This window comes from Catenibacterium mitsuokai (genome assembly GCF_025148785.1).
Lineage (GTDB): Bacteria > Bacillota_I > Bacilli_A > Erysipelotrichales > Coprobacillaceae > Catenibacterium > Catenibacterium mitsuoka.
On record NZ_CP102271.1, the window covers coordinates 1,089,174 to 1,115,495 of the forward strand.

Sequence of the window (26,322 nt, forward strand, 5' to 3'; positions counted from 1 at the left end):
TTTTTGGAGGTTTTATGAGAGAAATAGGTAGAAGTAAAATAGAATATCCAGATACTTATATTGTGGTAGACATAGAAGCAACAGGATTAAATCCTGAAACAGAAAGACTTATAGAAGTCGCAGCTATTAAGTATATCAATCATAAAGAAGTGGCGCGCTTTAGTGAACTCATTAACCCTTTAAGGGATCAATTACCTGTAGACTTACTAGATAAGGATAAGACTATCTATATAAGTGATTTCATTGAGAATCTCACTGGCATTTCGAATCGTATGTTACATGATGCAAGAGGAGAAAAAGATGTCCTTAGAGAGTATATTAAGTTCATAGGAAATGATGTGATCATTGGTCATAATGTCCGCTTTGATATTCGTTTCATCTATGATGCACTTCTAAGAGATTATGGAGTCCTCTTTCAAAATGATTATATTGATACATTGAAGATTGCAAGAAAACTGTTACATGAAGATTTGAAACGCTATAGACTCAAGGATCTTGCAGATCATTATCATATTGATTATTCTCATGCACATCGTGCAGTGAATGATTGTGAAATCACGCATGATGTATATGAAATGATGATGGAAGATATCTTTAATAACTTTGGGACAATAGAGAATTATCGTAAGAAAAGAAAGAATAAGAAAGATTAAGTGGACAACCTACAATGAGTATTTCTGAAGCAAGAATTGCACTTGATAAGAGAATTGATATATTGAGATTAAAAGGCTTGAAAAAGTGACTTCAACTGTTAATATTGTATATAATTGTTATATATATAGATAGAAAGGAAAAGAACTAACATGAACAAAATCGCAAGCTTTACAGTGAATCATTTAACTTTATTACCAGGTATTTATGTATCTAGAAAAGATAAGGTAGGAGAAGAAGTTATTACTACTTTTGATATTCGTATGACAGCACCTAACAGAGAACCTGTTATTAATACAGCTGAAATCCATACAATGGAACATTTAGGTGCTACATTTTTAAGAAATCATAAGGAATGGGCTGAAAAAGTTATTTACTTTGGTCCTATGGGATGTCGTACAGGATTCTATATGATTCTTGCAGGAGATCTAGAATCTAAGGATGTTGTAGGATTAGTGACTGAAATGTTTACTTTCATGGCTGAATTTGAAGGTGATGTTCCAGGTGCTGCAGCAAGAGATTGTGGTAACTATTTAGATATGAACTTACCTCTTACTAAGATTGTTGCTAAAAGATTCTTAGATAACACTCTTAAGAATATCACAGAAGAACATTTAGTATATCCAGACTAAGACTTCCTTGGAAGTCTTTTTACCTGTACGTACATATATTGATTAATTACTTACTTGTATGTATACTAGTAAAGAGAGGTATTATTATGCATTTATTTCTGACAAGCTCAAACTTAACATTAAATGGTCAATATATTAATGAAGAGAATGGTTTCCGTTCTCTTCTTTTTGATGTCCTTCCACATCATATTCGTTGTCTTTATATTGCCTCTGATCCAAGCAATACGATTCATAATGATGAATGGGGAAACTACCAAAAGAAAGCCTTGATGAATAGTCATTTCTTAGTAGATACATTTACTATTCTGGATGATCGAAACAAAGAGAAGACAGAAGAACTCGTGAAAGAATCAGATCTTATCATACTTGGAGGAGGGCATGTGCCTACTCAAAACAAGTTTTTTAGAGAAATCCACTTAAAGAAGTATTTAAAGGAGTATGAAGGTGTGATAGTAGGTGTCAGTGCAGGTTCTATGAACTGTGCAAAGACTGTATACGCCATGCCTGAACTTCCAGGAGAATATCTTGATAAGAAGTATCAAAGATATCTTCCAGGATTAGAACTCACCCAAACAATGATCATTCCTCACTATAATGAAATACATGATGATTGTTTGGATGGTGTTCATATATTCAAGGATATTGCCTATCCTGATAGTACCAAAAGAACATTTATAGTACTGGTGGATGGTAGTTTTATTCATATACATGAGGGAAAAGAAGTCATTTATGGGTTATCTTATAAAATAGAAAAAGGAAAACAATCACTTATACAAGAAAAAGATTGTATGTTCACATTGGATTCATAAAGAGGGGCTATATTATAAATGTATTAAGAAACTCCCTTAAAAAAATATCTTAATACACAAGAGCAAAAGAAAATTGTTTTTAACTCTCCCCTTAAAACATAATTGTAAACAAGAAGGACGTTTCAATGCGAAGCGTCTTTTTTGCATATATTTGCGATTGAATGTATATAATATAAGTGATGAAAATATAAAAGAGGGTGTTCTATATGACTGCAATGTCCACTCATCTATATGCAAGAATTGAATCTAAAGTAAAGTCTTCTAAGAGAATAGTTGATATGAGTGTATTCTTAGAAGAAGAGTTGAATGAAGAATTAGAAAATGGATATGCTGATGTACAGGCTGGACGTACAAAAGATGCAAAAACAGCTTTCGACAATATTCGTAAGGATTATCAGTTGAACACATAAAAAATAGTAATCAGTCTTTCGTTTATGATTGACTGTTTTTTTGTAAAAGAAAACAAGCTGGATAACCAGCTTGCTCGTTAATCTATTAATCCTGTATCTCTTAATAAGAGTTCTAGATCTGTACCTTTTACATTCTTCAATACAGTCTTTAAAAGCATCTTTTCCTTGAAGTTTAATGGCAACTCATTAATCTTCTTTTTATCTACTGCATAATAAGCTGCTCGTAATAATTCTCTGATATCATATTGAGAACCCCATACTTCAGGTACACCACGATCGACATTCAGTAATGTATAGACACTTTCCATACCTGTACGCATAGAATATTCAGTCGTAAAGATAGTATCTCTTGGTGTTTCTGCGAACTGTCCAATAAATGCGAAGTTCACTGCACCTTCTGGTACAACTTTAGGACGGTCTACGTTCTTTCTAGGCTGGAAGAAGGCATTGATATAAGGCATAAAGCATGTTGTTGTATTACATGCATTTTCTGAATAGTCTTTGATCTTGCTTTCATCCATACCAATATGGTAAAGCCATTCCTGACAGATTTCTTCACCTGTACAATCTCTCATAGCTTTCTTAATATAGTTACCTTCTGTATCAGTATGAAGAGCATAGAGCCATACAAGTACTGTATCTTTATTCTGAGATCTAAACTGTGGCTGACGGTTAATAGTCCATGATAAGAACCAATTGTTTACACTATCCTTAACAGTCACAATACCACCAGTAGTCACTTTACCAGCACGAGGATCACGTTTACAGATATTCATAATATGCTGAATAATATCTTCATTAGATGTTTCTACAGTGGCACTCATCCAGTTAGTCGCTTCTGTATCACTGCAGAACACATCAGGATGTCCATATTCATCATGATTTGCCTGTTTCGCAATATTCTTCCATAAATCCCATGATTCACCCTGACCATTCACAATATGAGATAAATCAGGGGCATGAGTCTGATCACCGTAACTTGATGTATCAGTACAACATCCATTAGTAATAAAGACTAAATCATCTGCAGTTAAAGGAATAGAATGTTCTTCATTATCTTTTATATAAATAAGTTGTTTAGCTGTCTTCTTGCCATCAACTTCTTCAATAACCACATTCTTAACATCCATACCAAACTGAACATCTACATCATGCTTCTTTAGATATTCAATTAAAGGTAAGATCATACTTTCATACTGATTATACTTAGTAAATCTTAAAGCACTGAAGTCTGGTAAACCATCAATATGATGCACATAACGACATAAATAACGCTTCATTTCTAATGCACTAGACCATTTCTGGAAGGCGAACATAGTCTGCCAATATAGCCAGAAATTAGTCTCCCAGAATGATTCTGGTAATACATCTGAAATCTTCTTATCTTCTAGATTAACTTCAGGTGTAATAAAGAGCTGGGACAATGCCATTGCGCTATCTTTATCTAATTTAAATAGCTTATCAGTATGCGCATCTTCCGCTTTATTCACTGTTGCACGACATAAAGAATAGTTAGGGTCATGCTTATTGAGCCAATAGTATTCATCTAATACAGATACGTTAGGTGTTTCAATAGAAGGCACATCACGGAATACATCCCACATGATTTCAAAGTGGTTATCCATTTCACGTCCTCCACGCATATAGAAGCCTTTATGAACATCTTTATAACCATCACAGCTTCCACCTGCAAGTTCTAGCTTTTCTAATAAATGAATATGATTTCCAGGCATCTGCCCATCTCTTACAAGATAGAAGGCAGCAGTTAAACCTGCTAAGCCTGTTCCAATAATATAAGCTGATTTCTTTTCTACACCCTCTGGTTTTTCTGGGTGTGCAAATGCTTCATAAGTTCCTGATGAATAATACATAATAGTTACCTCCTTGATATGACTCTAGTATAAATCAAGTTTGAAGACATTTGTTTAGACAAACAAAAAATCATGATAAATGTCTTATCATGACTTAATGAGTGTAAAAATTTTAATCAAAATACTAGTTTTGATGAATTTCAAATCTTTTCAACGCCCTTGTAATACATCCATGCATAATCTCATCCATCTTATCAAATAATCTTTCAGGATTTTCTCTCATATCATCATTCAATCAATCTATCAACAATCCTACAATACAATAAGAATAGAAGTGGGCAATAAATTCTTTATCTGATTCTTGAATAATCATACTGCCTTCTTCCTCTATCTTGATTTTAAGTATTCCTTGAATCATTGGAGATAAATAGCTTTGAAACTCTTCTTGATGTAAGGAATGATATACATTCATAATATAGATCTGGTCTTCTTTCATCTTATAGAGAAGACGAATACATCCTTCAGGGTAGATATTTGTATTTAAGAGTAATTGATGTATTTCATCTAAGATGATCCATGAAAGAAGATGATGCATATCAGTAAAGTGATAATAGAATGTCATACGGTTAATACCACATTCCTTTGTGAGATCACCAATCGTAATCTTATTAAAAGGTTTTCTTAAGAGTAATACCTTCAATGAATCCTCTAATGCATGTTTTGTGATTTCACTCATAAGTTAAATGAATCCTTCTTTTTCTTCTTATATATAAGTAGAGAAATAACTGCAGTGAACACTTCTGTAATCCAGAAAGCATGCCATACGCCAGTTGGTCCAAGTAGTGAAGAAAGAATATAAGCGCATGGAAGAATAATGACTACATAACGACATAAAGAGATAATTAAAGATGGAATACCCATACCAAGTCCTTCGAGTACTCCTCCTGAAGTAAGCGAGAGTGAAGAGAAGACAAAGGAAATACTAATAATACGTAAGGCGGTCACACCTGCGTTAAGTGTTTCTTCATTTGTAGTAAAGAGTCCCATGATTTCTTTTGGGAATACAAAACAAAGAAGAGTTCCTGCAATCATAATAATTAAACTTAAACCAAGAGTGAGCTTATAGATCTTATTGACACGATTATATTCTTTAGCCCCATAGTTATATCCAACAAGTGGTCTAATACCCTGGATGATTCCATTAGATGGCATAAAGACAAATGTCTGAAGCTTATAATAGATACCTAGTACTACGACATAGATAGCTGAATAGCTTACTAGAATCGCATTTAAGACAGAAATAAGAACAGAAGGTAAGGCAATATTAAGAGTGGCAGGAATACCAATACCATATAACTTCTTATAATATTGAGTACTTTCTAAAGCTTCCTTATGAATACGTAGTGGTAAATCAACCTTATAATAATATAGATATAGAATAAAAGGAACTGTCTGACCAATACCAGTCGCAATCGCAGCTCCCGCAATACCCATTGCAGGAATAGGGCCTAAACCAAATATTAAAATAGGATCAAGAATAATATTTGTTACGCATCCTATAATCATAATCTTCATAGTGAGAGCCATACGTCCTAAAGACTGATAAATCTTTTCAAAGGCAATACCTACCTGAATCACAAAAGAGAATGAGAAGGCAATACGTCCATATAATATCCCATCCTTTAATACAACAGGATCATTTGTAAAGAATTTTAAGAAGTTAGGAATAAACACAACACAGACAATCATTAAGATTAGCCCATGGATTGCAGAAAGTAATAATCCCTGTGCCATAGAATCTTCAGCTTTCTTATGATCCTCTGTACCTAGATAGAATGCAATCACAGCATTCATGCCCACACCAAACCCTACAGCAATCGCAGTAATTAAGTTTTGGATAGGGAATACTAAAGATAAGGCATTCATCGCATTCTCGCTAATACGAGCCACAAAGAAGCTATCGACGATATTGTAGAGAGAATTGACAAGCATGGATAATACCATTGGTAAGCTCATAGAGAGTACTAATGGCAGTATAGGTTTTGTTTTCATATAATCTTGATTCATAATTTTCCTCCTAAACATACAAAAAGCCACACAACGTAAAAAAACGCTGTGTGGCGAAAATAAGACAGAATCTGACAAAAATCCACAACCAAAAGGTTTTGTACATAGACATTATCATATATAGGATATGATGTCAACTTTTTTACAAATATGGTATATAACATATAAAAGTATGGTATATATAATTCCTAAATCGGGATTATTGCACTGAAATGAGATGGTGCTATAATATTGTCTATAGTAAATAGGAGATATATGTTTGAGAAGAGCTGTATTTATCTATGAATATAAGTTGATAGGGATTAGATGAATATAAAGGTTATGTGTATAGATGTCCATATACATATTAAGTATATCTTCACTACTTACTTACAATTATGAAAGGTAGGAGATAAAATGGTAGGAATTATCCTTGCGAGTCATGGACAGTTTGCAGAAGGCATTTTCCAGTCAGGATCTATGATCTTTGGTGATCAGGCTAACGTTAAAGCCTGCACATTAATGCCTAGCGAAGGCCCAGATGATATTCGCAGAAAAATGGAAGAAGCGATTGCTGGTTTTGAAAATCAGGATGAAGTATTATTCCTTGTAGACCTTTGGGGTGGAACACCATTCAATCAGGCAAGTGCTTTACTTAATGGACATGAAGATAAGTGGGCTATTGTCACTGGTTTAAATTTACCAATGTTGATTGAAACTTACGCATCTCGTATGTCTATGGAAACAGCTCATGAAATCGCAACACATGTCACTGAAGTGGCAAGAGATGGTGTTAAACCAAAACCTGAAACACTAGAACCTAAGAAGGAAGAAAAGGCAGCAGCAGCTGCACCAGCACCTCAGGGCGCTATTCCTGAAGGAACAGTTATTGGTGATGGTCACATCAAGTATGTATTAGCAAGAATTGATTCACGTTTATTACATGGTCAGGTTGCTACTGCATGGACTAAGACAACTCAGCCAAACCGTATCATCGTAGTATCTGATGGTGTGGCTCACGATGATCTTAGAAAAGAAATGATTATTCAGGCAGCACCTCCAGGTGTTAAAGCTCACGTTGTACCAATCGATAAGATGATCCAGGTTGCTAAGGATCCACGTTTTGGTAACACAAAAGCATTAGTATTATTCGAAAACCCACAGGATGCACTTCGTGCAATCGAAGGTGGCGTTGACATTAAGACATTGAACTTAGGTTCTATGGCTCATTCACAGGGTAAAGTCGTTTGTACTAAAGCCGTATCAATGAGTCAGGATGATGTTGATACTATTGAAAAGATTATGGCTAAGGGTGTTAAGTTTGATGTGCGTAAAGTACCAAATGATTCACCTGATAACATCAATGCAATCCTTAATAAAGCTAAAGAAGGATTGTCTAAATAAGGGAGGAAATAATTTATGTCAGCAATTTCAATTGTGCTGATTGCGATTGTTGCTTTACTTGCAGGTATGGAAGGTATTCTTGATGAATTCCAGTTCCATCAGCCTCTAGTAGCATGTACGTTAATCGGCTTAGTTACTGGCCACTTAAAGGAAGGTATCATCCTTGGTGGTTCATTACAGATGATTGCCCTTGGTTGGGCAAACGTTGGTGCTGCTGTTGCACCAGATGCCGCTCTTGCATCAGTTGCTTCAGCAATCATCATGGTATTAGGTTTACAGGGTGGTAGTACAAACGTTACTAACGCTATCAATACTTCTATCGCTGTTGCCGTTCCACTATCAGTTGCAGGTTTATTCTTAACAATGATCTGTCGTACTCTTGCAATCCCTATGGTTCACTTCATGGATGGAGCTGCAGAAAAAGGTGACTATAAGGCTATTGAAAGATGGCAGGTTGCTGCAATCTTAATGCAGGGTCTTCGTATTATGATCCCAGCAGTTATCCTTTGCTTCGTTCCAGCTAAGGTTGTAACAGGTGCATTAAATTCTATGCCAGCTTGGTTATCTGGTGGTATGGCTGTTGGCGGTGGTATGGTTGCCGCTGTAGGTTATGCAATGGTTATCAACATGATGGCTACAAAAGAAACTTGGCCATTCTTCGCTCTTGGTTTCGTTTTAGCAGCTATCTCAGAACTTACATTAATCGCATTAGGTGTTATTGGTGTTGTTCTTGCTTTAATCTATCTTGGATTAAAAGACAATGCTGGTAAAGGTAATGGTGGCGCTGGAGGATCTGGAGATCCACTTGGTGACATCTTAAACGACTATTAATCTGAAGGAGGACGAACATTATGGCAGATAAGATTACACTATCTAAAAAAGATAGAATGGACGTATGCTGGCGTCATCAGTTCCTTCAGGGTTCTTGGAACTATGAACGTATGCAGAATGGTGGTTGGTGTTATTCAATTATCCCAGCTATCAAGAAATTATATACAAAAGAAGAAGATAGAGCCGCTGCATTAAAGCGTCATCTAGAATTCTATAATACACATCCTTATGTATCAGCTCCAGTTATGGGTGTTACATTAGCACTTGAAGAAGAACGTGCAAATGGTATGCCTGTAGATGACCAGACTGTACAGGGTGTTAAAGTTGGTATGATGGGACCTCTTGCTGGTGTTGGTGACCCAGTATTCTGGTTTACAGTAAGACCAATCTTAGGTGCATTAGGTGCTTCACTTGCATTATCAGGAAGCATTGTTGGACCATTACTATTCTTCGTAGTATGGAACTTAGTACGTATCGCATTCTTATGGTATACACAGGAATTCGGTTATAAAGTAGGTACTTCTATTGCTAAGGATATGTCAGGAGGACTTCTTGGTAAAGTTACTGAAGGTGCTTCTATCCTTGGTATGTTCATCATCGGTGCATTAGTACAGAGATGGGTATCTATCAGCTTTACTCCAGTAGTATCTCAGGTTACTCAGTCTAAAGGTGCTTATATCGAATGGGATAAGTTACCAAAGGGTGCTGCAGGTATCAAAGAAGCATTAAGTCAGTATAGCTCACTTGGTGCTAATGGATTAAACCAGGTTAAGGTTACTACTTTACAGCAGAACTTAGACCAGTTAGTACCTGGTTTAGCAGCATTATTACTTACATTATTATGCTGTTACTTATTAAAGAAAAAGGTATCTCCAATCGTTATCATCATCGCATTATTCGTTGTTGGTATCGTTGCAAGAGTTATCGGTATTATGTAATCAATAGAGGCAGTTTTACTGCCTCTTATCTTTAAGGAGGAAATAAAATGGCGCAATCACAAAATACAAAAGTTGATTTTTCAATTAAAGCGACTTCACTAAATGGTTTAACTAACTATGGGGATGTCATGGTAGGGGACAAGGCCTTTGAGTTCTATAACGAAAAGAATAAAGAAGACTTTATTCAGATTCCATGGGAAGAAATTGATTATATCAGTGCTTCTGTATATTTTAATAAGAAAATTGCACGCTTCGCAATATTTACTAAAAACAATGGACATTTTACTTTCTCTACACGTGATAATGTGAAAACATTACAGGTGGTTGGAAATCATTTTCCTAAAGAAAAAATGTATCGTTCTCCTACATTCCTTACCATTATTAAAAGGGGTATACGATACATCTTTGACTCTAAATATCGACACAAAGTCAATGATCAGGCTTAATTGCCTGATCATTTTTTTTCTGTTCCACGAAGAATAAGATCTGTGAGGATATGAGATAATTCTTCGATAGAGATATTATGATTATTCATAAACCAGTTCATATACACAGATAAAATACCAGGAATATAGAAATCAGCCACAATATTAAATTTCTGTATATCTAATTCCTGTTCCTTTTCAATACGTTTACGAATATATTCTTTAATCGCTTCTACAATCTTTACTATTAAAATAGAGCGATTATTTGTCTTAAAGAGATGACTAAAGAAGACTAGATCACTATTAATGATTTCAGTAAACTGACTAAAGACTTCTGTGAGGAAATCAGTCATATTCGTAAATTCTATTGTATCAAGTCTTTTGATGAATGTATCAACCATCAGGTTTTCTATCTCTTCCATAACTTCATAGATATCTGAATAGTAGTTATAGAATGTTTTACGGTTGATATCTGCTTTTTTAGAGATATCAGTGATTGTAATATGATTGATTTCTTTTTCGGATAAAAGTTCTACAAAAGCATTATATATTGCACGTTTTGTTTTAAGAACACGTCTGTCCATCTTTTTATCCATAGTTATATCTCACTTTCTAGTAAATATGTATATTTAGTATCACATGTATATTATTCTGACCATTTTTTTATTTACATGTCTATATTATAATACATGCGGATTGAGGGTTTCAATAATGGAGGATAAATGAATGACATACATTATTCAAAAGAAATTACGTTATCTAGAGAATTGTGGTCGAATCAATGAAACGAAGAATTATATACAGCATGGTTCTATTTCTGTTTATACACATTGTGTAAATGTCGCTCGTATGAGTGTTAAGATTGCGAAATGGCTCCCAATACAAGTCAATATGGACGCTTTAGTCATTGGCGCATTATTACATGATTATTTCTTATATGACTGGCATGATGGAGAAGGAAGACATCTCCACGGGTTCACTCATCCAGAATGTGCTTATAAAAATGCGGAAATGGATTATACATTATCACCACGAGTTAAAAATATTATAGTCAGACATATGTTTCCTTTAACTCCTATTCCTCCAGCATGCAAAGAAGCATGGATTGTATGTATTGCGGATAAGATTTGTGCAATAGAAGAGACGTTGTTTAACAGATAAGCTAGAATTTCTAGCTTTTTTTCATAGGGATAATACTAATTCTTGATTAGAAATCAAAAATAACTACCTCTAGTCTGTGGAAAAGCTTGAAGTAGTTAATTAAGTCTAAGAACAACCGCTTGCTGGTAGTTCTATCTTTGTCTTTATAGTTTGACTTGAACACTAAAATAACGATATGAGTAATCATAGGTGATCTCACCATGATACTTATTGACTATATTCATAATAGAACGCATTCCAAACCCATGCCCTCTCTCTTCTTTAGTAGTATTGAAGTATGGATTATCAACAAGAGGATTATTGATGCTTGTATTCTTAATATCAATAATGAAATCATTATTCTCTTTATAAATATCAAGAATAATCTTCTTAATAGACTTTGATGTACAATTCTCAATCGCATTATCTAATAAGTTACCTAGTAATACATAGAAGTCTACTTTGTCTATAGGGATATCATCATCAAATTGACTGGCAATAAATTCAATATTCTTATCTTTAATCTTAGATAATTGAGAAGATAGTATAAGATTCAAAGAGGCATTGCCTGTATCCACTGTTTGTGTTTTATTTATTGTATGTAATTGGTTATGAATATGATTATTGAGTGATTCATAATCTTTTTTTTCACAATCATCCAGTAATGACAACAACATATGATTCATATCATGTTTAATCTTTCTGATTTCGTTCATATGAGAAATGATATTTTCATAATTCTTCTTATTGAATTTCAATTCCTCATTGTTTAATTTTACTAGATAATTCTCTTTCTCTATACTTAGTATTCTATTAACCATCTGATAGATCAATATCACAAGAATAGTAATCAGTACAATTTCTATAGAACTTTCAATGGGAAGAGAACCTTTCTTGAAAATAGTTATAAGATAAGACAAATAGATGAGTATTAATACAGAATGGATACCAAGATAGAAGGCGGTATATTCTTTAATACGCAGTAAATAATTCTTAAATAAATGCCCTGTTAGAAGTAAAAATAAACATAAAAGGATATCTGAACCATAGATTGTATCATGAATAGGTAAAACTAGATCATATATAAAAATATTGATACCCCATGTCATAATCACATAGGTAAGAACCTTAAGAAAGATAAAGTAGAGTGATATAAATAGACATTCTAGAAGACTGTCCTGTTTAAACAGAATTAAGCATAAACCTAATAGACATATACTAAGAAGTCCATTGTGTATCAACATAGAAGAAATAATAGAAACAGATGCTAATAAGACTATGGAACCAATAAACTTCATCAGGTTCTTTTTTATGTTGATAGAATACACATAGTAGAAAAATGACAACAACATCAAGGATAGTGCAATGAAACTTATATTATTTGTTTCTAACATCAAAGATGCACCTCCTTCATATACTCTAATACAAGCTTTTTCTTTCTTCTACTTATTGGTATCTGGTAATGCTCACTTATATATAATGTTGTACCTTCTAGCTTGGTCACCTTTTTCATGTTTACTAGATAAGAACGTCCTACTCTTTTGAAATGATTAGAATCAATCGTTCTTTCTACATCACTTAGCTGCATATTGACAGTAATAGAAGATGTATCAAAATGTATCTCTGTTTGATGATTGAAGCTTTCACAATAAAGAATAGACTCTTTTCTTAATATATAGGCATTTCCATTGATATAAAATGTCACACTTGGATGTAAATGAGACAAATGATAGTTGATTTCTTCTAATACATCAGGCATTTCTATATCTAGATTCTCTTTTCTAATAAAGTCAAAAGGATGAATATTACAAGCTTTATAAACAAGTTCATTATGGCTAGTAATAAAGATGATTAAGGCATTTTGATGTCTTTTTTTATACTCTTTCGCAAGATCTAATCCTGAAACATGAGGCATATCGATATCGAGAAATAAGACATCAAAATATATATCTATAGGAAATTGTAAGGCATCTATATACGTATTAAGCTCTATATCTGTAGATGAGAAGAAATCACTTATATGATGACAAACATGTTTTAAGTCATTTTCTTCATCATCTACAATCGCAATTTTGTACGCCATAGATTTCATCTCCTTATCATTGACGCTTTTAAATAGACCATTAACGATCACACAATTGAATATATATTATGTATTATCTAAAATGAAATAAACAAAAGAACTATTAATTATATTCTAACATATTAAGGAGATAATTTATGAAACAATTCTTCTACTTATTTAAATCCAAAAAGAAACTTCTCTTATTTTCTATTTATTTCATTGCGATTGTTGCAGGAATATTCATCAGCTATAAAGGAGCTTATGGATCTATTCCTGAAAAAGAAATGATACTAATGAAATCAAAGGATCCTGAAATGGGCTTAGACTTCTTCTATTGCTTACAGGATTCAGGACTTACACTTATATTATATGTCCTTACAACACTCATTGTGCCTAATATCATTAGTGCTGATTTCTTATTATATAATCATAATAAATTCAATCATTTTATGATAACACGCATGTCTTCTTCTCTTTATCATAAAAAAGAAAGACAATTCAATTTTCTTGCAACATTTATTCTTATTCTTATGACTCATCTACTTACAATACTAATCATTCATCTTTTCTTTTTTAAGATTTCTTTCTCTATTAATCCAATCTATATGAATGCGACTAGACAGACTCATCTATTATCGAGTTCATTACTTCTTAATCTTATTATTTATATGATTCTTTCATCATTAGGCTATGCATTCTTTTCTCATTTCTTATTCTCATTACAGTATTTTATTAAGAATGTCTATCTCTATAGAACTTTAGGTTTGCTTGTATCTCTTATTCTTTATATTGGCGCATCTGTTTTATCTCATACATTCTATAATACATCAGGAAGCTTATTAGCCACATTGGCTTATTTCCTTAATATCATAAATATTCTCACCCCAAGCATTATTAAAAGTCCTGTTTTAAATAACAATCCTCATCTTTTCTATATTGGTACGGCATTAATTTATTATCTCTTGTCATCTATTCTTTTTGGAATGAGGGATTATCATGACTCCACTACTTAAACTTATTAAGAAACAGGACACCATTTCACTTATTGTATTGATTCTTCTTATTCCTGTAGTCACGCGGTTAAATAAAAGAGTTAACTTCATTTATATACTTCTCACAAGTAACTATATCACCTTGATTTTGAATATTACTTATCTAGTGATTATGTATAAGAAGGTGATGATCATCAATGGTATCAATCATACTTTGATTACACGTATGGGATATAAGAATACACAACAAACCACCTATTCTTTTATGATTATTATTACACTATCTCTCTTGATTATTCTCTATACCTTCTTATTTCTTGTATATGGTATCTCTCAAATGAGTATCAAGCTTCTATTGATGTTAGTCTGTTACACATTTCTTTACTTTTTTGAGATATCTATTATATATCTGCAGTTCAATAGAAAATCAAACATTCTCTATATCGCTTTACCTATCATTATCAATCTTGTTTATCATTACATGTTTTTCTAGGAGGGAATAAAGATGTTGAAAGTCAATCATATTAAAAAGAGCTTTAAACAAAACACTGTATTAGAAGATATAAATCTAGAAATAAATAAAGGAGAATGTCTCTATATACATGGAAAGAACGGATGTGGCAAATCTACACTCTTTAAGATCATCTGCGATATTATCCAAAGTGATTCAGGCATTATTGAAAAGAAGCCTGATACATATATAGGTGCACTTATAGAAAATCCAGGATTTATTGAAAATGAATCTTTAAGATTCAATCTTGAATTTCTAGCTTCTATTAATCATCACTATAATGAAGAAAGAATAAGAGAATTATGTCATATGTACTCATTAGATTATGATTGTTCTTCTACACTTAAGAATTATTCTGTAGGTATGAGACAAAAAGCAGGTATTATTCAAGCAGTGATGGAAGATCAGAACCTTATTTTCTTTGATGAACCAACAAGAGGCTTGGATGAAGAGAGAATTATCGTATTTGAGAATATGGTCAATACACTAGTAGAAGGTGGTAAAAGCATAGTGATTGCATCACATGACCGCTTACCACATGTTCACTATACATATACCTATTTACTAGAGGAGGGGAAACTTAAGAGTGAAGATTATTAAGAACTATGTTCCTCTCTTCATTCTATTTCTTATATGTAGAGAAGTATTTCATATCAACTTTTTTGATTATGCAGATATCAAATACTTCTTTCCTCAAAGACCTATTTATATTGTTTTCTCGCTTCTAGTTAATTACTTATATTTAAAAATAGTATTTGATTGTATCTTCCAGTATATTGAAATAGATATATTTTCAATTATCAGAATGGGAAGAAAGAAGTATCATACAATGATGTTCAAAAGAATAGTGTTTACACTTGTTGAATTTGTTTTCTTTTCTATTCTCACTGATTTCTTCTTTTATGATATTCGTATCTTAGGACTTATAGGAACGGTCTGTATTGAAATAGGGGTAGGATTATGCATGTCTTTTTTCTATAAAAAACTAGGTTCTCATACGTTCATGATTGCATTCATACTTATTATGTTTACTAAATATCTTATTACTTTGACTTCAGGATTTTAGTCCTGAAACCTTTTGTGTTATGATTGTTCCATGGAGGTGTTTTATGAAGTTAATATTTTGTGATATGGATGGTTCATTACTAAACCGTCGTTCTAAAATCTCATCACGAACACTAGAGGCACTTATTAAACTAGAAGAGAAGGGAATAGGCGTTATTCTCTCGAGTGGTCGTCATATTAATAGTTTAAAGAAATATGGTGATATGCTTCATTTTGAAAAATATCCAATGAGTGGCTATTCATGCAATAATGGACAAGCTTATCATGATCATCTAGGAGAGAATGTATTTGAACACGAACGCTTAAACTATGATGATTACTTAAAAGTAAGAAGATATGCAAAAGCACATCACTATGGCTTTATTGTCTATATCAATAATAAAAGAGTGATGTTCCACTATAATGAATCTTTGCTTGTTCGATTACTACATTTGCATAAACCGATACATGGAGATGCAATATTTGATAAATTTGTCTTTTATGGACGTCCATCCTTTGACGTTGAGGGACTTGATTATACATGTTCTTTAGTTGATCCTTATTGGCTTGAAATAGGACCAAAAGGTGTAGATAAAGGAACAATGTTGGAGAGAATTGCACGTTTTCACCATATTGATTTAAAGGATACCATCGCTTTTGGAAATGGTGAAAATGATCTTCCTATGCTTATTAAGGCAGGAACAGGTGTCGCAATGGGTAATGCACTTGAACATGTGAAAGAATATTCTAATGCAGTATGTGATGATTGTGATCATGATGGAATAGGTAAATATCTGGAGGACTTACTATTATGATGAATATGTCGGACTATTATGATTTTTCAGGGCAGAAGTTTGGATATCCTCTCTCTTTAAGTATCAACAGCTTTGAACGTCATATCTTCTCTAGACAAAAGAGTCTAGAACTCTCTTATGTCTTGCAGGGAGAATACCAGATAGTGACAGAGAAGTTTACTTCTAAACTATCAAAAGGTGAACTTTTGATGATTGCACCCGGAGATATTCATTTGATTACGCATAAAAAAGATGGAGTAATTCTTACAATACATATAGATTTTGATCGTATGACTTCCGCAATGAGTGGGAATAGCACTGAAGCTTTTTCTACGATGATTGTTACAAATCAGGCTTATGATCAATTAAAAAATAAGATATCAGGGATTCTTAAACTTATTCGACAGGAAAACTATAACCTCTATACTCTTAATGCTTATATGATGGACATCCTCTCTATTGCTTCTCAGGTTTCTTTCTCTATGTCTTCTCTCCCTTTACAGGATGAAGCCCATAAGAACTATATGCAGGCTATTTTATATATCGATTCTCACTACAATGATAACTTAACTTTAGGTGATGTGGCAGATACACTTTCATTCAGTTTAAGTTATACATCTAAATTATTTAAGAAGTTTACTGGTATTACTTTTGTCAAGTATTTAAATAGTGTACGTATTCGTGCTTCTTTAGAAGATTTACTAGAAGGAATAAAGAATATATCAGAAATATCGGATGAATGCGGTATGCCTAATTCTAAAGCCTATACAGAAGCGTTTAAAGAAATCTATGGTATATCACCGAGTAATTATAGAAAACGTTTTAAGAAGAATTTTGCACCTACAGAAGAAAGAGAAATGAATCTCGATAACTTTGATGAAATATTAGAAGATTTCATTAATGAAGAAGAAACTATCTACGAAGATGAGAAATGCAAGATCACTTTAAACGCAGAACATATTAAGCTGGAAACAGAAGAAGAAATAAAAATATCCCAAAAAGGTAAGCGCATACAAATTGTTTTATAACAGTCATATATTGTCTTCTTTCTATATTAAGAAGGCAAAATATGACTGTTTTTATATAAAAGCATGATTTTTTATTCACAAGAGGAGTGATATAATGTGGACGAAAGAGAGGAAAATACAAATGAAGGAATTTTCACATTTATTTTCACCTATTAAAGTTGGTGAAACAGTTATAAAAAACAGAGTTTTTATGCCTCCTATCAGTACAAACTTAGCTGATAAGGGTTATGTTACTGATGCATTAGTGGCTCATTATGCAGCTCGTGCAAAGGGTGGTGTTGGATTAATCGTTACTGAAGTAACTACAGTCGAACCAACATATATCTATTTACCTGGAGATATGTCTATTCATGATGATAGCTTTATTCCTGGATGGAAAAAATTAACTGAAGCAGTACATCAGTATGATTGTAAGATTCTACCACAGTTATTCCACCCAGCTTATATGGCTTTCCCAATTCCTGGTACACCAAGATTAATTGCACCAAGTAATGTAGGACCATATTATGCAAAAGAAGCACCACGTTCAGTCACTAAAGAAGAATTAAAGGTTATTATTAAACAGTTTGGTGAAGCAGCTTTAAGAGTTAAAACTGCAGGTGCTGACGGTGTTGAAATCCATGCAGCTCATGCTCATGGTTTATTAGGTGGTTTCTTATCTCCTTTATATAATAAGAGAACAGATGAATACGGAGGAGATATCTCTTGTAGATTAAGACTTACTTTAGAAGTTATTGAAGAAGTACGTAAAATGTGTGGTAAGGACTTTATTATTGATGTACGTATTTCTGGTGATGAATATACTGATGGTGGTTTAAACATCAATGATATGATTTATGTATCTAAAAAATTAGAAGCAGCAGGTGTAGATATGCTTCATGTTTCTGGTGGTACAACTATCGCAAGAGGAAGTTCTATTCCAGCACCAGGGACTAAGATGGGTTCACATGCATTATTAAGTGAAGAAATTAAGAAGCATGTATCTATTCCAGTGGCAACAGTTGGACGTATTACTGAACCTTGGATTGCAGATGAACTCATTGCGAATGATAAAGCAGATATCTGTATGATGGGACGTGCTAACTTATGTGATGCAGAATTCGTTAATAAAGCAATGAATGGTCATGTAGAAGATATTAGACCATGTATTGGATGCTTACGCTGCTTAACAGGTATTATGTTTGGTAAACGTGTATCTTGTACAATCAATCCTTCATTAGAAATTGAAAACGAAGATACGATTACAGAAGCAGAAAACAAGAAGAATATTCTTGTGATTGGTAGTGGGCCAGCAGGTATGGAAGCAGCATTTGTAGCTCATAAGAGAGGTCATCATGTTGTATTATGCGAAAAGGATGATAAGTTAGGTGGAGAAATGAACTTAGCTGCAGTACCTATCGCAAAACAGGATCTAACATTAGTTATCAAGTATATGGCTCATAAACTTGAAGGTGTTGATGTAAGATTAAATACAGAAGTGACTTTAGATATGTTACAGAATGAATTCAAGGATTATGAAGTCATTGCAGGTACTGGTGCTTCTCCAATCGTTATTAATCCATTTACTCAGTTCAAATCATGGATGACTGCAGATGATGTATTAGCTGGTAAACAGTTCCCAGGTCGTAAGATCGTTATTATTGGTGGTGGATCAGTAGGTTGTGAAACAGCTGATTACTTAGCACCATTAATCAATGACTTATTCCCTAGAAATAGAGATGTCACAGTACTTGAAATGGCCAATGGTGTCATGATGAATGAATCTGGACCGGGCAGAAGCTTACTTGTAAGAAGAATGATGGAAAAAGGTATCAAGATTATTACAAGTGCTAAGGTAGAATCAGTAACTGAAACTGAAATCAACTATACACTTGAAGGCGTGACTCATACAATCAAGGATGCAGATACACTTATCTTTGCAGCAGGTTATAAGAAGAACCCAGCTGTAGAAGAAATGTTGAAGGAAAGTGGTCTTAACTACCATATGATTGGTGATGCCCATGAAATTGGTAATATCAAGACAGCTATTACTGAAGCATATAATCTAACTAAAGACTTATAAAATAAAGGGCCCTCTCAAAAATGAGAGGGTTTTATTATTTGTGATATACAAATGTTTTAATGATTGTCTGTAGTTCTTGTTTTGATTCTTTCTTATCCCCATTGAGCCATCCCATCATGATATAGAGGAGGGGTGTTAAGAAAGAAATCATGAAATACTTAAAGTATTTCTCAATAAATGGATTATCAAATTCACGAAGAGAGACTTCTTCTAGAAAACGCTGCTTCTCCTGTGATAAAAAATCCTGGTAGTACCACTTATCTAATGTAATGAAGATAGTTGCATGCGCTTCATAGACATCAATTACTTTCATAATAAAATCATCAGACTCTATATACTGCTTGTTTTCTATTTTATCTAGATAAGTATACTTAAATAGATTAAAATAGATTTCTTTTAATATCTCATCTTTGGAATGATAATAAAGATAAAATGATTGTCTAGAAAGACAGGCATTTTGACATATCTTTCCTACTGTGAGATCTTCATAATCACTCTCCTTCAATAATTCCACAGTGCTTTCATAAAGTTTCTTCTTCGCTTCTTTTTTCATATCGTGATCCGCCTTTAATTCAATTTTACCTCATTTTAAGGCAATAAAAAAGCATCAACTCTTTTGAAGTTGAAACTTTTCACTCTATATGTCATATTTTACATTTATTTGTTTTGAAAAGCTCTGTTATCTATCTCTATCACATTCCAAAACAAAGCATATCCATCTTTACCGCCACTATTAGCCCAGGCACTTTCCTTATGGATTTCACCACGAGGACTCCAGTCATACTCATCCTCAACACATGATTCTATATCAATATTCATAGAATCAAATGTCTTAGAAGCACTCTCATACAATGCCTTCACTGCTTCAACGTGTGTTTGAAATAGTCCTTCTACTTCAATGTTTTCTCCATTTTCCATGTCACCATAAATGACTGCATACATAGTAACACCTTCTTTCTTTTCTTATTATAATCTTATTTCTATGAAGTGTTAAATGATAAGAAAAATAATTTCTTATAAACATAATATTACCGTACTTATTTACATAAAATTATGATAGAATGCATGTATATCATAACTAGGAGAAGAATATGAAAATAACAGATTTGATGAGTAAAGAAGCCATTAAGATTCATGGTCATGCCTCTAACAAGATGGATGCAATTGATCAAATGGTGTCTTTAATGAATAAACAGGGCAATGTCTCTGATAAAGAAGCATATAAAGAAGCAGTTATAGAAAGAGAAAATCTTTCTACTACAGGTATGGTGGATGGTATTGCGATTCCTCATGCAAGAACAACTGCGATTACTCGAGCAGGTATTGCCGCTATGACTTTGCCTGAGGGTGTAGATTATCAATCTATGGATGGTCAGCCTACAACTCTTATTTTCTTGATTGGAGCACCAGATAATGGCGATAATGTACATTTACAGGTATTAAGTGAACTCTCTACATTACTCATGGATCATGATTTCTGTGAAGATTTAAAGAATGCGGGAACGCCTGAAGAATTCTTATCTATTATTGATTTAGCGCAAAGTGCTAAACATGAAACAGAAGCAGTCAAACACCCTGAAGTCTTAGCAGTCACTGCTTGTCCAACAGGAATTGCTCATACATATATGGCTGCAGAAGCATTAGAAAAAAAGGCTAAGGAAATGGGTGTATCTATTAAGGTAGAAACACAAGGTTCAGTAGGGGTTAAGAATGAACTCACTCAAGAAGATATAGAACACGCAAAGGGTGTTATTATTGCAGCTGATAAGAATATCTCTTTAAATCGTTTTAATGGCTTACCACTCTATAGTTGTCCTGTTGCAAGAGGGATTGATGAACCTGAAAAACTTATTCAGATTATTCTAGATGAACAAGCACCTATCTATAAAGGTGAAGAAGTAAAGGTAGAGAATAACCAGGAAAAGGGATGGCATATTCCTTATAAACATTTAATGAATGGTTTTTCTCATGCTTTACCTATTCTAGTTGCAGCAGGATTTATGAGTGTACTTGCAACTAAACTTACATTTAATACACAATTTGCGAATATACTGAATGTCTTTGGAAACATTCTTTACTTACTTGTATTACCTGTATTATCAGGCTATATTGCGATGAGTATTGCAGATCGTCCAGCTTTAGGACCTGGACTTGCATGTGGTTATATTGCCTATAGTGGTTTTACTTTAGCCTGGTTAAATAACCCTTATACAACTTTGAGTACATCAGGCTTCTTAGGGGCTATAGTAGGGGGCTTTATTGCAGGATACCTTGTACTTGCGATTGAGAAACTCTGTACTAAGATTCCAGATATGTTTGAGGGTATTAAACCAGTCTTACTATATCCGGTATTAGGCGTATTATCATCAGGTATTGTGATGACAGTACTTAATACATATATAGTAATTGGTCATTCATTTATTATGGAACGTGTGAATAACCTACCACTTATTTCATTAGTTATTATTGGGGCATCACTTGGTGCGATGATGTCTATTGATATGGGTGGTCCTGTTAATAAATTTGCTTATTTATTTGCGAATGCTTTAGTTTTCACTAGAGCGAATAATGCGGCTATTATCATGGCTTCTGTTATGGGTGCTGGTATGATTCCACCTCTTGCGATTGGCTTCTCTACACTTGTATTTAAAGAAAAGTGGACTAAAGAAGAAAGAGGTACTACTTTAAAGAACATTATTATGGGCTTATCATTTGTATCAGAAGGGGCTATTCCTTTTATGAAGAAGGATCAAAAACATGTCTTACCTGCATGTATCCTAGGTTCACTTATTACCGGTGGATTATCTGCTTACTTTAAGTGTGGAGTGATGGCACCTCATGGTGGTATCTGGATTATCTATTTGATGTCTAATCCACTCAAGTATGTCTTAGCACTCCTTGCTGGTGCAATTGTATCAGGTCTTATTATTACATTTACACACAAGTCTGAGTCATAACTCAGGCTTTTTTTATGTAAAAAAAAGGAGACTTGGCACCTCCCGCAATTGCAGGCTTCACGAGTATCTGCAATCTAATCGTAGAACTAATATAATCTAGATAGATCAAAATATCAGTTGTGGATGATATAAAATTATGCTGTTTTAGACGACTATGATTATATTTTGCGGAATTTTGTGATATGTTTCCAGTTAGATGGAAATCCCATATATTCATAAAGTTGCTCTAGTTTTAAGTTTGAATTCTTCTTTTCGTATTGATTGAAAATATGAATCAGATGCTTTTTGAATACTAAAAAATCAGCTTGTGGTAGTAGATAGCGAAAGGTAATAACTACACAAAACAAATCATTTTTTCCATATATATATTTTGAGCCACTTTTTGGTATGTTTAATCTTTTGTGTATCAATGTGTCAGGAATATCAATATACGTGCGATAAGAAAAAAGTCTTTCGTTGTGAGCGCAAACGTTTCGATAGAGTGTTAATACTTTTAAATAACTAATCATTTCATTTTTCTTGAGATTTCCAAAGTCCTGGCAGATGAGTCCTTGCATATTTTGAAGTAGAAATTCAAACATCTTGGATATTTGACCGAAAGTAAGAGCATTACAAGTCACCCACAGCGGGATATTATGATATTTATTGCGCTGGTAAACAAGATATTTGTGATTCTTGTTTTTATTAGCTACATTATCTAGTATTTGAATTAGTTTTATAATTCCACGCATATTTTTAGGAATCATGTTGTAGTTGTTGGGATTAAGGTATTCTTCTTGACGTTCTCCATGTTTTTGACAGAAGTGGTAAGAAATAGATGAACGTAGTTTTCTTTCTATACGGCATAAATACTTGAAGAATAATCCACGTAATTCTTCATCTAATTCATAAAGATTAACTATATCTTCAAAACAAGTATTATTAACGTATTTACGTGTATGAATATCAATAAATGGATGTTTGTAACCACCAATTAATCCGTAGTAACTGATATTTTTTAGGGATGTGATTGCATAATTAGTATCTGTAACTATTAAATGTTTTTCGCTCTTTAAATTTTCAATCTGATTGGTATATGTAATAAATGGTTTTGTCATATGCACCTCGTAAAAATATGTATTATGAGAACTGCTCTAACTTATTTGATGTTGGAGTTGAGTATTTAAGATGATGCCTCTATATTAAATATACCTTTTTAATTGGAAAATTACTTTTGTGGAATATACTATTTTTAAGCAAAAAAAAGAGGGGCCTCGGCACCCTCCCCCGATCGCAGGCTTCACAAGTATCTGCAATCTGATCGCAAAATCAATATAACCTATTTGTTATAGAATGTCAATTGCTGATATGAAAAATTCAGAAAACTATAGAAATAATGCAGATAGACACAAGAATAATTTTACATTTTACGTTTCTCGTGGAGGTATTAGTACAAACTTTATATAATAAAAGGTAAGAGGTGATTACAATGAAGAAAACAATACAATGTCATAGAATTAATAATAAGATAAGTGGGCTGAAATATATAATCCAGGCAATGATTTCAAAGTAAACCCATATGATTATGATAATGTAGATGCACTACGTGAAGAATGGAAAGAGAAATATGATCCTTATAGTGAACATAATACTGATGTAGAGGATTATGATTCTTTAGAGGAATATCAAGAAGCAATAGAAGATTAAGGTGATACTATGAGAAGAATATCAACACTATTTCAAACAATTAAAGATCTAAACAAAGATAGATGGGTTAGAAAATATAATCCTCACCAACAATTCTTTGTAGATGTTGATTGGTATGATACTGAAGAAGAATATTTAAATGCTTTGCGTGATGATTGGAAATCTGAAGCAGATCCATTTGATGAATGTGATCATTATGTTGATGTATCTAAATATGATAATTTTGAAGACTATGAAAAATCAGTTAATATATGCTTAGAACATCTTGAATGGATTGAAGAAGTATTTAAATATGGCGATTTTGATATTGATCCACAAAACTATAAGAATGAAGATACTTATCTGGATGCTCTAACAAAGAGAATAAAAGAGAAGTATGATCCTGAAAATGAATTTTATTGTATTGATCCTCTAGATTATGATTCACCTTATGAGTATCAATATGAAATAGATGAAAGAATACATTGGTTAGAACTATATGATACAAATCATCAATATCCTGTTGATCCAAGTACATTCTTTGATAAAGAAGACTATGTAGAAGCTGTCAATGAGTGGAAGGACTATGTCGCAAAGCTTGATGCAGAATTAGATGGAGAAGAAGTTTTAAAGTCTGATGATATGGATGCTTATCGTAATAAAGCACTAAAACAAATGTCTAGAAAACGTCCAAACTCTGTTGAGTATCATTTGGATAATATAGTAGAAGTTTCTCAGGAGGAACATGTAACTGAAGAAGATAAAAAGTCATGGGGAGATAAACATAATTTCTATAATTCGTTTAGTTCTGTAGATCCTACACAGTATGATCATGAAAGTGATTATTTAGATGATTTAAGAGTGAAATGGAAAGAATATTATGATCCTTCTGATATGTATGATGTAGATCCACATGATTATGATAATGAAGGAGACTATATGGACGCTATCCAGAATTATATAAAAGTGAAAATGAGATAAGAGAATAGTAGAAGTAAAGGTGACACTATGAGAAAAAGATCATTACTATTATATGCAGTGAGAGATATGATGAGAAAAGATAAGTGGGCTGAGAGGTATAACCCTGATCAAAGATTCAATGTGAGTCAGTATGATTATGAAACTGTCGCTGAGTATCTGGATGCACTTAGAGAAGAATGGAAAGAATATGTGGATCCATTTGAAATATGTGATGGGTATGTTGATGTTTCAAAGTATAAGAATTTTGAGAAATATGAAGAAGCAGCTCAAGAGTATTTAGATCGTCTTGATTGGAAGAAAGTTGAACCGGATTATGATAAATATGATGTAAATCCATTAGATTTTGATACTAAAGAACAATATCTTGATGCATTGTATCAGAAGGTAAGAGAAGAATATGATCCCTATGATGATTTTCCAGGACTTGATCCTAGTTCATTTGATTATCCTTTTGAATATGATTTTGCGATTGATGAAAGAAGGGAGTGGAAAGAAGAACATGATCCTGAAGATAAATATGATGTAGATCCAGGTGCTTATGAGTATGAAGATGATTATGTCGAAGCTATTAAAAAGTGGAAGCGCCATATAGCAAGACTTGATGCAAAATCCCCTTCATATAGAAGTAATCGTAATAAAGCGAAGAAACAATTGTCTAGGGAACATTTAAGTAAATCTGAGTCTAATCTGGTTGATATAGAAGAAAATCCAACTGAAGAAAGTAAACAGTCCTGGGGAGATAAACATAATTCCTTTAACACATTTAGTTCTATAGATCCTATACAGTATGATCATGAAAGTGGTTATTTAGATGATTTAAGAGTAAAATGGAAAGAATACTATGATCCATCTGATATGTATGATGTTGATCCACAGGATTATGATAGGGAAGAAGACTATATGGAGGCCATTAAACAATATATTAAATCCAAATATAGGTGAAGTTTTACTATGCTGATTTAGAATACTTCGACATGTAACTACCGCTTACATTTACGAATAACATAAAACTATTAAATATATTTACATTATTCGCAATAAAGTGTTGACAAAAAATAATATTGGACTATTATATAGGCATACATACGAAACAGAGCGTTGAACAAGATACGATTTCTAATCCGCT

The 26,322-nt window shown here is 33.1% G+C and carries 28 protein-coding genes and 1 other annotated feature (1 of these 29 cut by a window edge); of the genes, 19 read left to right on the forward strand and 9 right to left on the reverse strand.

Features of this window, described 5'->3' with window-relative positions; all coding sequences use genetic code 11:
• The first annotated feature begins 14 nt into the window (after positions 1-14).
• The 4 genes from NQ499_RS05465 to NQ499_RS05480 all read left to right on the forward strand — a co-directional run bounded on the left by NQ499_RS05465 (position 15) and on the right by NQ499_RS05480 (position 2,502).
• Positions 15-653, forward strand: coding sequence for a 3'-5' exonuclease (locus NQ499_RS05465; RefSeq protein ID WP_006504608.1), 639 nt, complete (start codon positions 15-17; stop codon positions 651-653).
• A gap of 150 nt (positions 654-803) precedes the next feature.
• Positions 804-1,283, forward strand: coding sequence for an S-ribosylhomocysteine lyase (locus NQ499_RS05470; protein WP_006504607.1), 480 nt, complete (start codon positions 804-806; stop codon positions 1,281-1,283).
• A gap of 86 nt (positions 1,284-1,369) precedes the next feature.
• A complete protein-coding gene (locus NQ499_RS05475; RefSeq protein ID WP_006504606.1) occupies positions 1,370-2,092 on the forward strand; it encodes a Type 1 glutamine amidotransferase-like domain-containing protein in 723 nt (240 codons plus the stop codon).
• 206 nt (positions 2,093-2,298) lie between these two features.
• Complete coding sequence (locus NQ499_RS05480; protein ID WP_006504605.1) at positions 2,299-2,502, forward strand: hypothetical protein; 204 nt, start codon at positions 2,299-2,301, stop codon at positions 2,500-2,502.
• Between the two features lie 77 nt (positions 2,503-2,579).
• On the opposite strand, the gene NQ499_RS05485 is transcribed toward NQ499_RS05480, so the two are convergent.
• The 3 genes from NQ499_RS05485 to NQ499_RS05495 all read right to left on the reverse strand — a co-directional run bounded on the left by NQ499_RS05485 (position 2,580) and on the right by NQ499_RS05495 (position 6,380).
• Complete coding sequence (locus NQ499_RS05485) at positions 2,580-4,373, reverse strand: oleate hydratase (RefSeq protein ID WP_006504604.1); 1,794 nt, start codon at positions 4,371-4,373, stop codon at positions 2,580-2,582.
• A gap of 235 nt (positions 4,374-4,608) precedes the next feature.
• The gene (locus tag NQ499_RS05490; protein WP_006504603.1) at positions 4,609-5,049 is read right to left on the reverse strand and encodes a TetR/AcrR family transcriptional regulator C-terminal domain-containing protein; all 441 of its coding nucleotides are present in this window, start codon (positions 5,047-5,049) and stop codon (positions 4,609-4,611) included.
• Positions 5,046-6,380: an MATE family efflux transporter gene (locus NQ499_RS05495; protein WP_040389589.1), complete on the reverse strand. Its 1,335-nt coding sequence runs from the start codon at positions 6,378-6,380 to the stop codon at positions 5,046-5,048. The genes NQ499_RS05490 and NQ499_RS05495 overlap by 4 nt, the downstream gene beginning before the upstream one ends.
• A gap of 396 nt (positions 6,381-6,776) precedes the next feature.
• Between NQ499_RS05495 and NQ499_RS05500 the strand changes: the two genes are divergently transcribed.
• Genes NQ499_RS05500 through NQ499_RS05515 form a run of 4 tightly spaced genes read left to right on the forward strand, consistent with a single transcriptional unit; the run spans position 6,777 to position 9,978 of the window.
• The gene (locus NQ499_RS05500; protein WP_006504601.1) at positions 6,777-7,763 is read left to right on the forward strand and encodes a PTS sugar transporter subunit IIB; all 987 of its coding nucleotides are present in this window, start codon (positions 6,777-6,779) and stop codon (positions 7,761-7,763) included.
• Between the two features lie 15 nt (positions 7,764-7,778).
• Complete coding sequence (locus NQ499_RS05505; protein ID WP_006504600.1) at positions 7,779-8,594, forward strand: PTS mannose/fructose/sorbose transporter subunit IIC; 816 nt, start codon at positions 7,779-7,781, stop codon at positions 8,592-8,594.
• A gap of 20 nt (positions 8,595-8,614) precedes the next feature.
• Positions 8,615-9,532, forward strand: coding sequence for a PTS system mannose/fructose/sorbose family transporter subunit IID (locus tag NQ499_RS05510; RefSeq protein WP_006504599.1), 918 nt, complete (start codon positions 8,615-8,617; stop codon positions 9,530-9,532).
• A gap of 47 nt (positions 9,533-9,579) precedes the next feature.
• Positions 9,580-9,978, forward strand: coding sequence for a DUF956 family protein (locus NQ499_RS05515; RefSeq protein WP_006504598.1), 399 nt, complete (start codon positions 9,580-9,582; stop codon positions 9,976-9,978).
• Positions 9,979-9,986: 8 nt separating this feature from the next.
• On the opposite strand, the gene NQ499_RS05520 is transcribed toward NQ499_RS05515, so the two are convergent.
• Positions 9,987-10,553 carry a TetR/AcrR family transcriptional regulator gene (locus NQ499_RS05520; protein ID WP_006504597.1) on the reverse strand — a complete coding sequence of 189 codons (567 nt, stop codon included), beginning with the start codon at positions 10,551-10,553 and terminating at the stop codon, positions 9,987-9,989.
• Between the two features lie 130 nt (positions 10,554-10,683).
• Between NQ499_RS05520 and NQ499_RS05525 the strand changes: the two genes are divergently transcribed.
• Complete coding sequence (locus tag NQ499_RS05525) at positions 10,684-11,118, forward strand: HD domain-containing protein (RefSeq protein ID WP_006504596.1); 435 nt, start codon at positions 10,684-10,686, stop codon at positions 11,116-11,118.
• Between the two features lie 143 nt (positions 11,119-11,261).
• Here NQ499_RS05525 and NQ499_RS05530 read toward each other — a convergent pair whose 3' ends face one another.
• Both NQ499_RS05530 and NQ499_RS05535 read right to left on the reverse strand, forming a co-directional pair.
• Positions 11,262-12,491, reverse strand: coding sequence for a sensor histidine kinase (locus tag NQ499_RS05530; protein WP_006504595.1), 1,230 nt, complete (start codon positions 12,489-12,491; stop codon positions 11,262-11,264).
• The gene (locus NQ499_RS05535; protein WP_040389588.1) at positions 12,491-13,180 is read right to left on the reverse strand and encodes a LytR/AlgR family response regulator transcription factor; all 690 of its coding nucleotides are present in this window, start codon (positions 13,178-13,180) and stop codon (positions 12,491-12,493) included. The genes NQ499_RS05530 and NQ499_RS05535 overlap by 1 nt, the downstream gene beginning before the upstream one ends.
• 137 nt (positions 13,181-13,317) lie before the next feature.
• On the opposite strand from NQ499_RS05535, the gene NQ499_RS05540 reads away from it, so the two are divergent.
• From NQ499_RS05540 to NQ499_RS05570, 7 genes are all read left to right on the forward strand, one after another.
• Positions 13,318-14,175, forward strand: coding sequence for a hypothetical protein (locus NQ499_RS05540; protein ID WP_006504593.1), 858 nt, complete (start codon positions 13,318-13,320; stop codon positions 14,173-14,175).
• The gene (locus NQ499_RS05545; RefSeq protein WP_006504592.1) at positions 14,159-14,647 is read left to right on the forward strand and encodes a hypothetical protein; all 489 of its coding nucleotides are present in this window, start codon (positions 14,159-14,161) and stop codon (positions 14,645-14,647) included. Before NQ499_RS05540 ends, NQ499_RS05545 begins: the two co-directional genes overlap by 17 nt.
• 12 nt (positions 14,648-14,659) lie before the next feature.
• Positions 14,660-15,265 carry an ABC transporter ATP-binding protein gene (locus NQ499_RS05550; RefSeq protein ID WP_006504591.1) on the forward strand — a complete coding sequence of 202 codons (606 nt, stop codon included), beginning with the start codon at positions 14,660-14,662 and terminating at the stop codon, positions 15,263-15,265.
• On the forward strand, positions 15,252-15,731 hold the full coding sequence (locus NQ499_RS05555; RefSeq protein WP_006504590.1) for a hypothetical protein: 480 nt from the start codon (positions 15,252-15,254) through the stop codon (positions 15,729-15,731). The genes NQ499_RS05550 and NQ499_RS05555 overlap by 14 nt, the downstream gene beginning before the upstream one ends.
• Positions 15,732-15,774: 43 nt before the next feature.
• Entirely contained in the window at positions 15,775-16,524 is a 750-nt protein-coding gene (locus NQ499_RS05560) for a Cof-type HAD-IIB family hydrolase (RefSeq protein WP_050772143.1), read from the forward strand.
• Positions 16,521-17,531, forward strand: coding sequence for a helix-turn-helix transcriptional regulator (locus tag NQ499_RS05565; protein ID WP_006504588.1), 1,011 nt, complete (start codon positions 16,521-16,523; stop codon positions 17,529-17,531). Before NQ499_RS05560 ends, NQ499_RS05565 begins: the two co-directional genes overlap by 4 nt.
• Positions 17,532-17,652: 121 nt before the next feature.
• Complete coding sequence (locus NQ499_RS05570) at positions 17,653-19,593, forward strand: oxidoreductase (protein WP_040389587.1); 1,941 nt, start codon at positions 17,653-17,655, stop codon at positions 19,591-19,593.
• A gap of 34 nt (positions 19,594-19,627) precedes the next feature.
• Here NQ499_RS05570 and NQ499_RS05575 read toward each other — a convergent pair whose 3' ends face one another.
• Both NQ499_RS05575 and NQ499_RS05580 read right to left on the reverse strand, forming a co-directional pair.
• Positions 19,628-20,146 carry a TetR/AcrR family transcriptional regulator gene (locus NQ499_RS05575; RefSeq protein WP_006504586.1) on the reverse strand — a complete coding sequence of 173 codons (519 nt, stop codon included), beginning with the start codon at positions 20,144-20,146 and terminating at the stop codon, positions 19,628-19,630.
• 104 nt (positions 20,147-20,250) lie between these two features.
• Positions 20,251-20,535: a hypothetical protein gene (locus tag NQ499_RS05580; protein ID WP_006504585.1), complete on the reverse strand. Its 285-nt coding sequence runs from the start codon at positions 20,533-20,535 to the stop codon at positions 20,251-20,253.
• Between the two features lie 149 nt (positions 20,536-20,684).
• On the opposite strand from NQ499_RS05580, the gene NQ499_RS05585 reads away from it, so the two are divergent.
• Positions 20,685-22,550, forward strand: a complete 1,866-nt coding sequence (locus NQ499_RS05585; RefSeq protein ID WP_006504584.1) for a PTS fructose transporter subunit IIABC — start codon at positions 20,685-20,687, stop codon at positions 22,548-22,550.
• A 158-nt stretch (positions 22,551-22,708) separates the two neighbouring features.
• On the opposite strand, the gene NQ499_RS05590 is transcribed toward NQ499_RS05585, so the two are convergent.
• Positions 22,709-23,647, reverse strand: a complete 939-nt coding sequence (locus NQ499_RS05590) for an Abi family protein (RefSeq protein ID WP_006504583.1) — start codon at positions 23,645-23,647, stop codon at positions 22,709-22,711.
• Positions 23,648-24,245: 598 nt separating this feature from the next.
• On the opposite strand from NQ499_RS05590, the gene NQ499_RS05595 reads away from it, so the two are divergent.
• Positions 24,246-25,196: a hypothetical protein gene (locus tag NQ499_RS05595; protein WP_006504582.1), complete on the forward strand. Its 951-nt coding sequence runs from the start codon at positions 24,246-24,248 to the stop codon at positions 25,194-25,196.
• A 27-nt stretch (positions 25,197-25,223) separates the two neighbouring features.
• Positions 25,224-26,138, forward strand: coding sequence for a hypothetical protein (locus tag NQ499_RS05600; RefSeq protein ID WP_006504581.1), 915 nt, complete (start codon positions 25,224-25,226; stop codon positions 26,136-26,138).
• Between the two features lie 147 nt (positions 26,139-26,285).
• Positions 26,286-26,322 (forward strand) — a binding site (T-box leader); it runs 198 nt beyond the window's last position.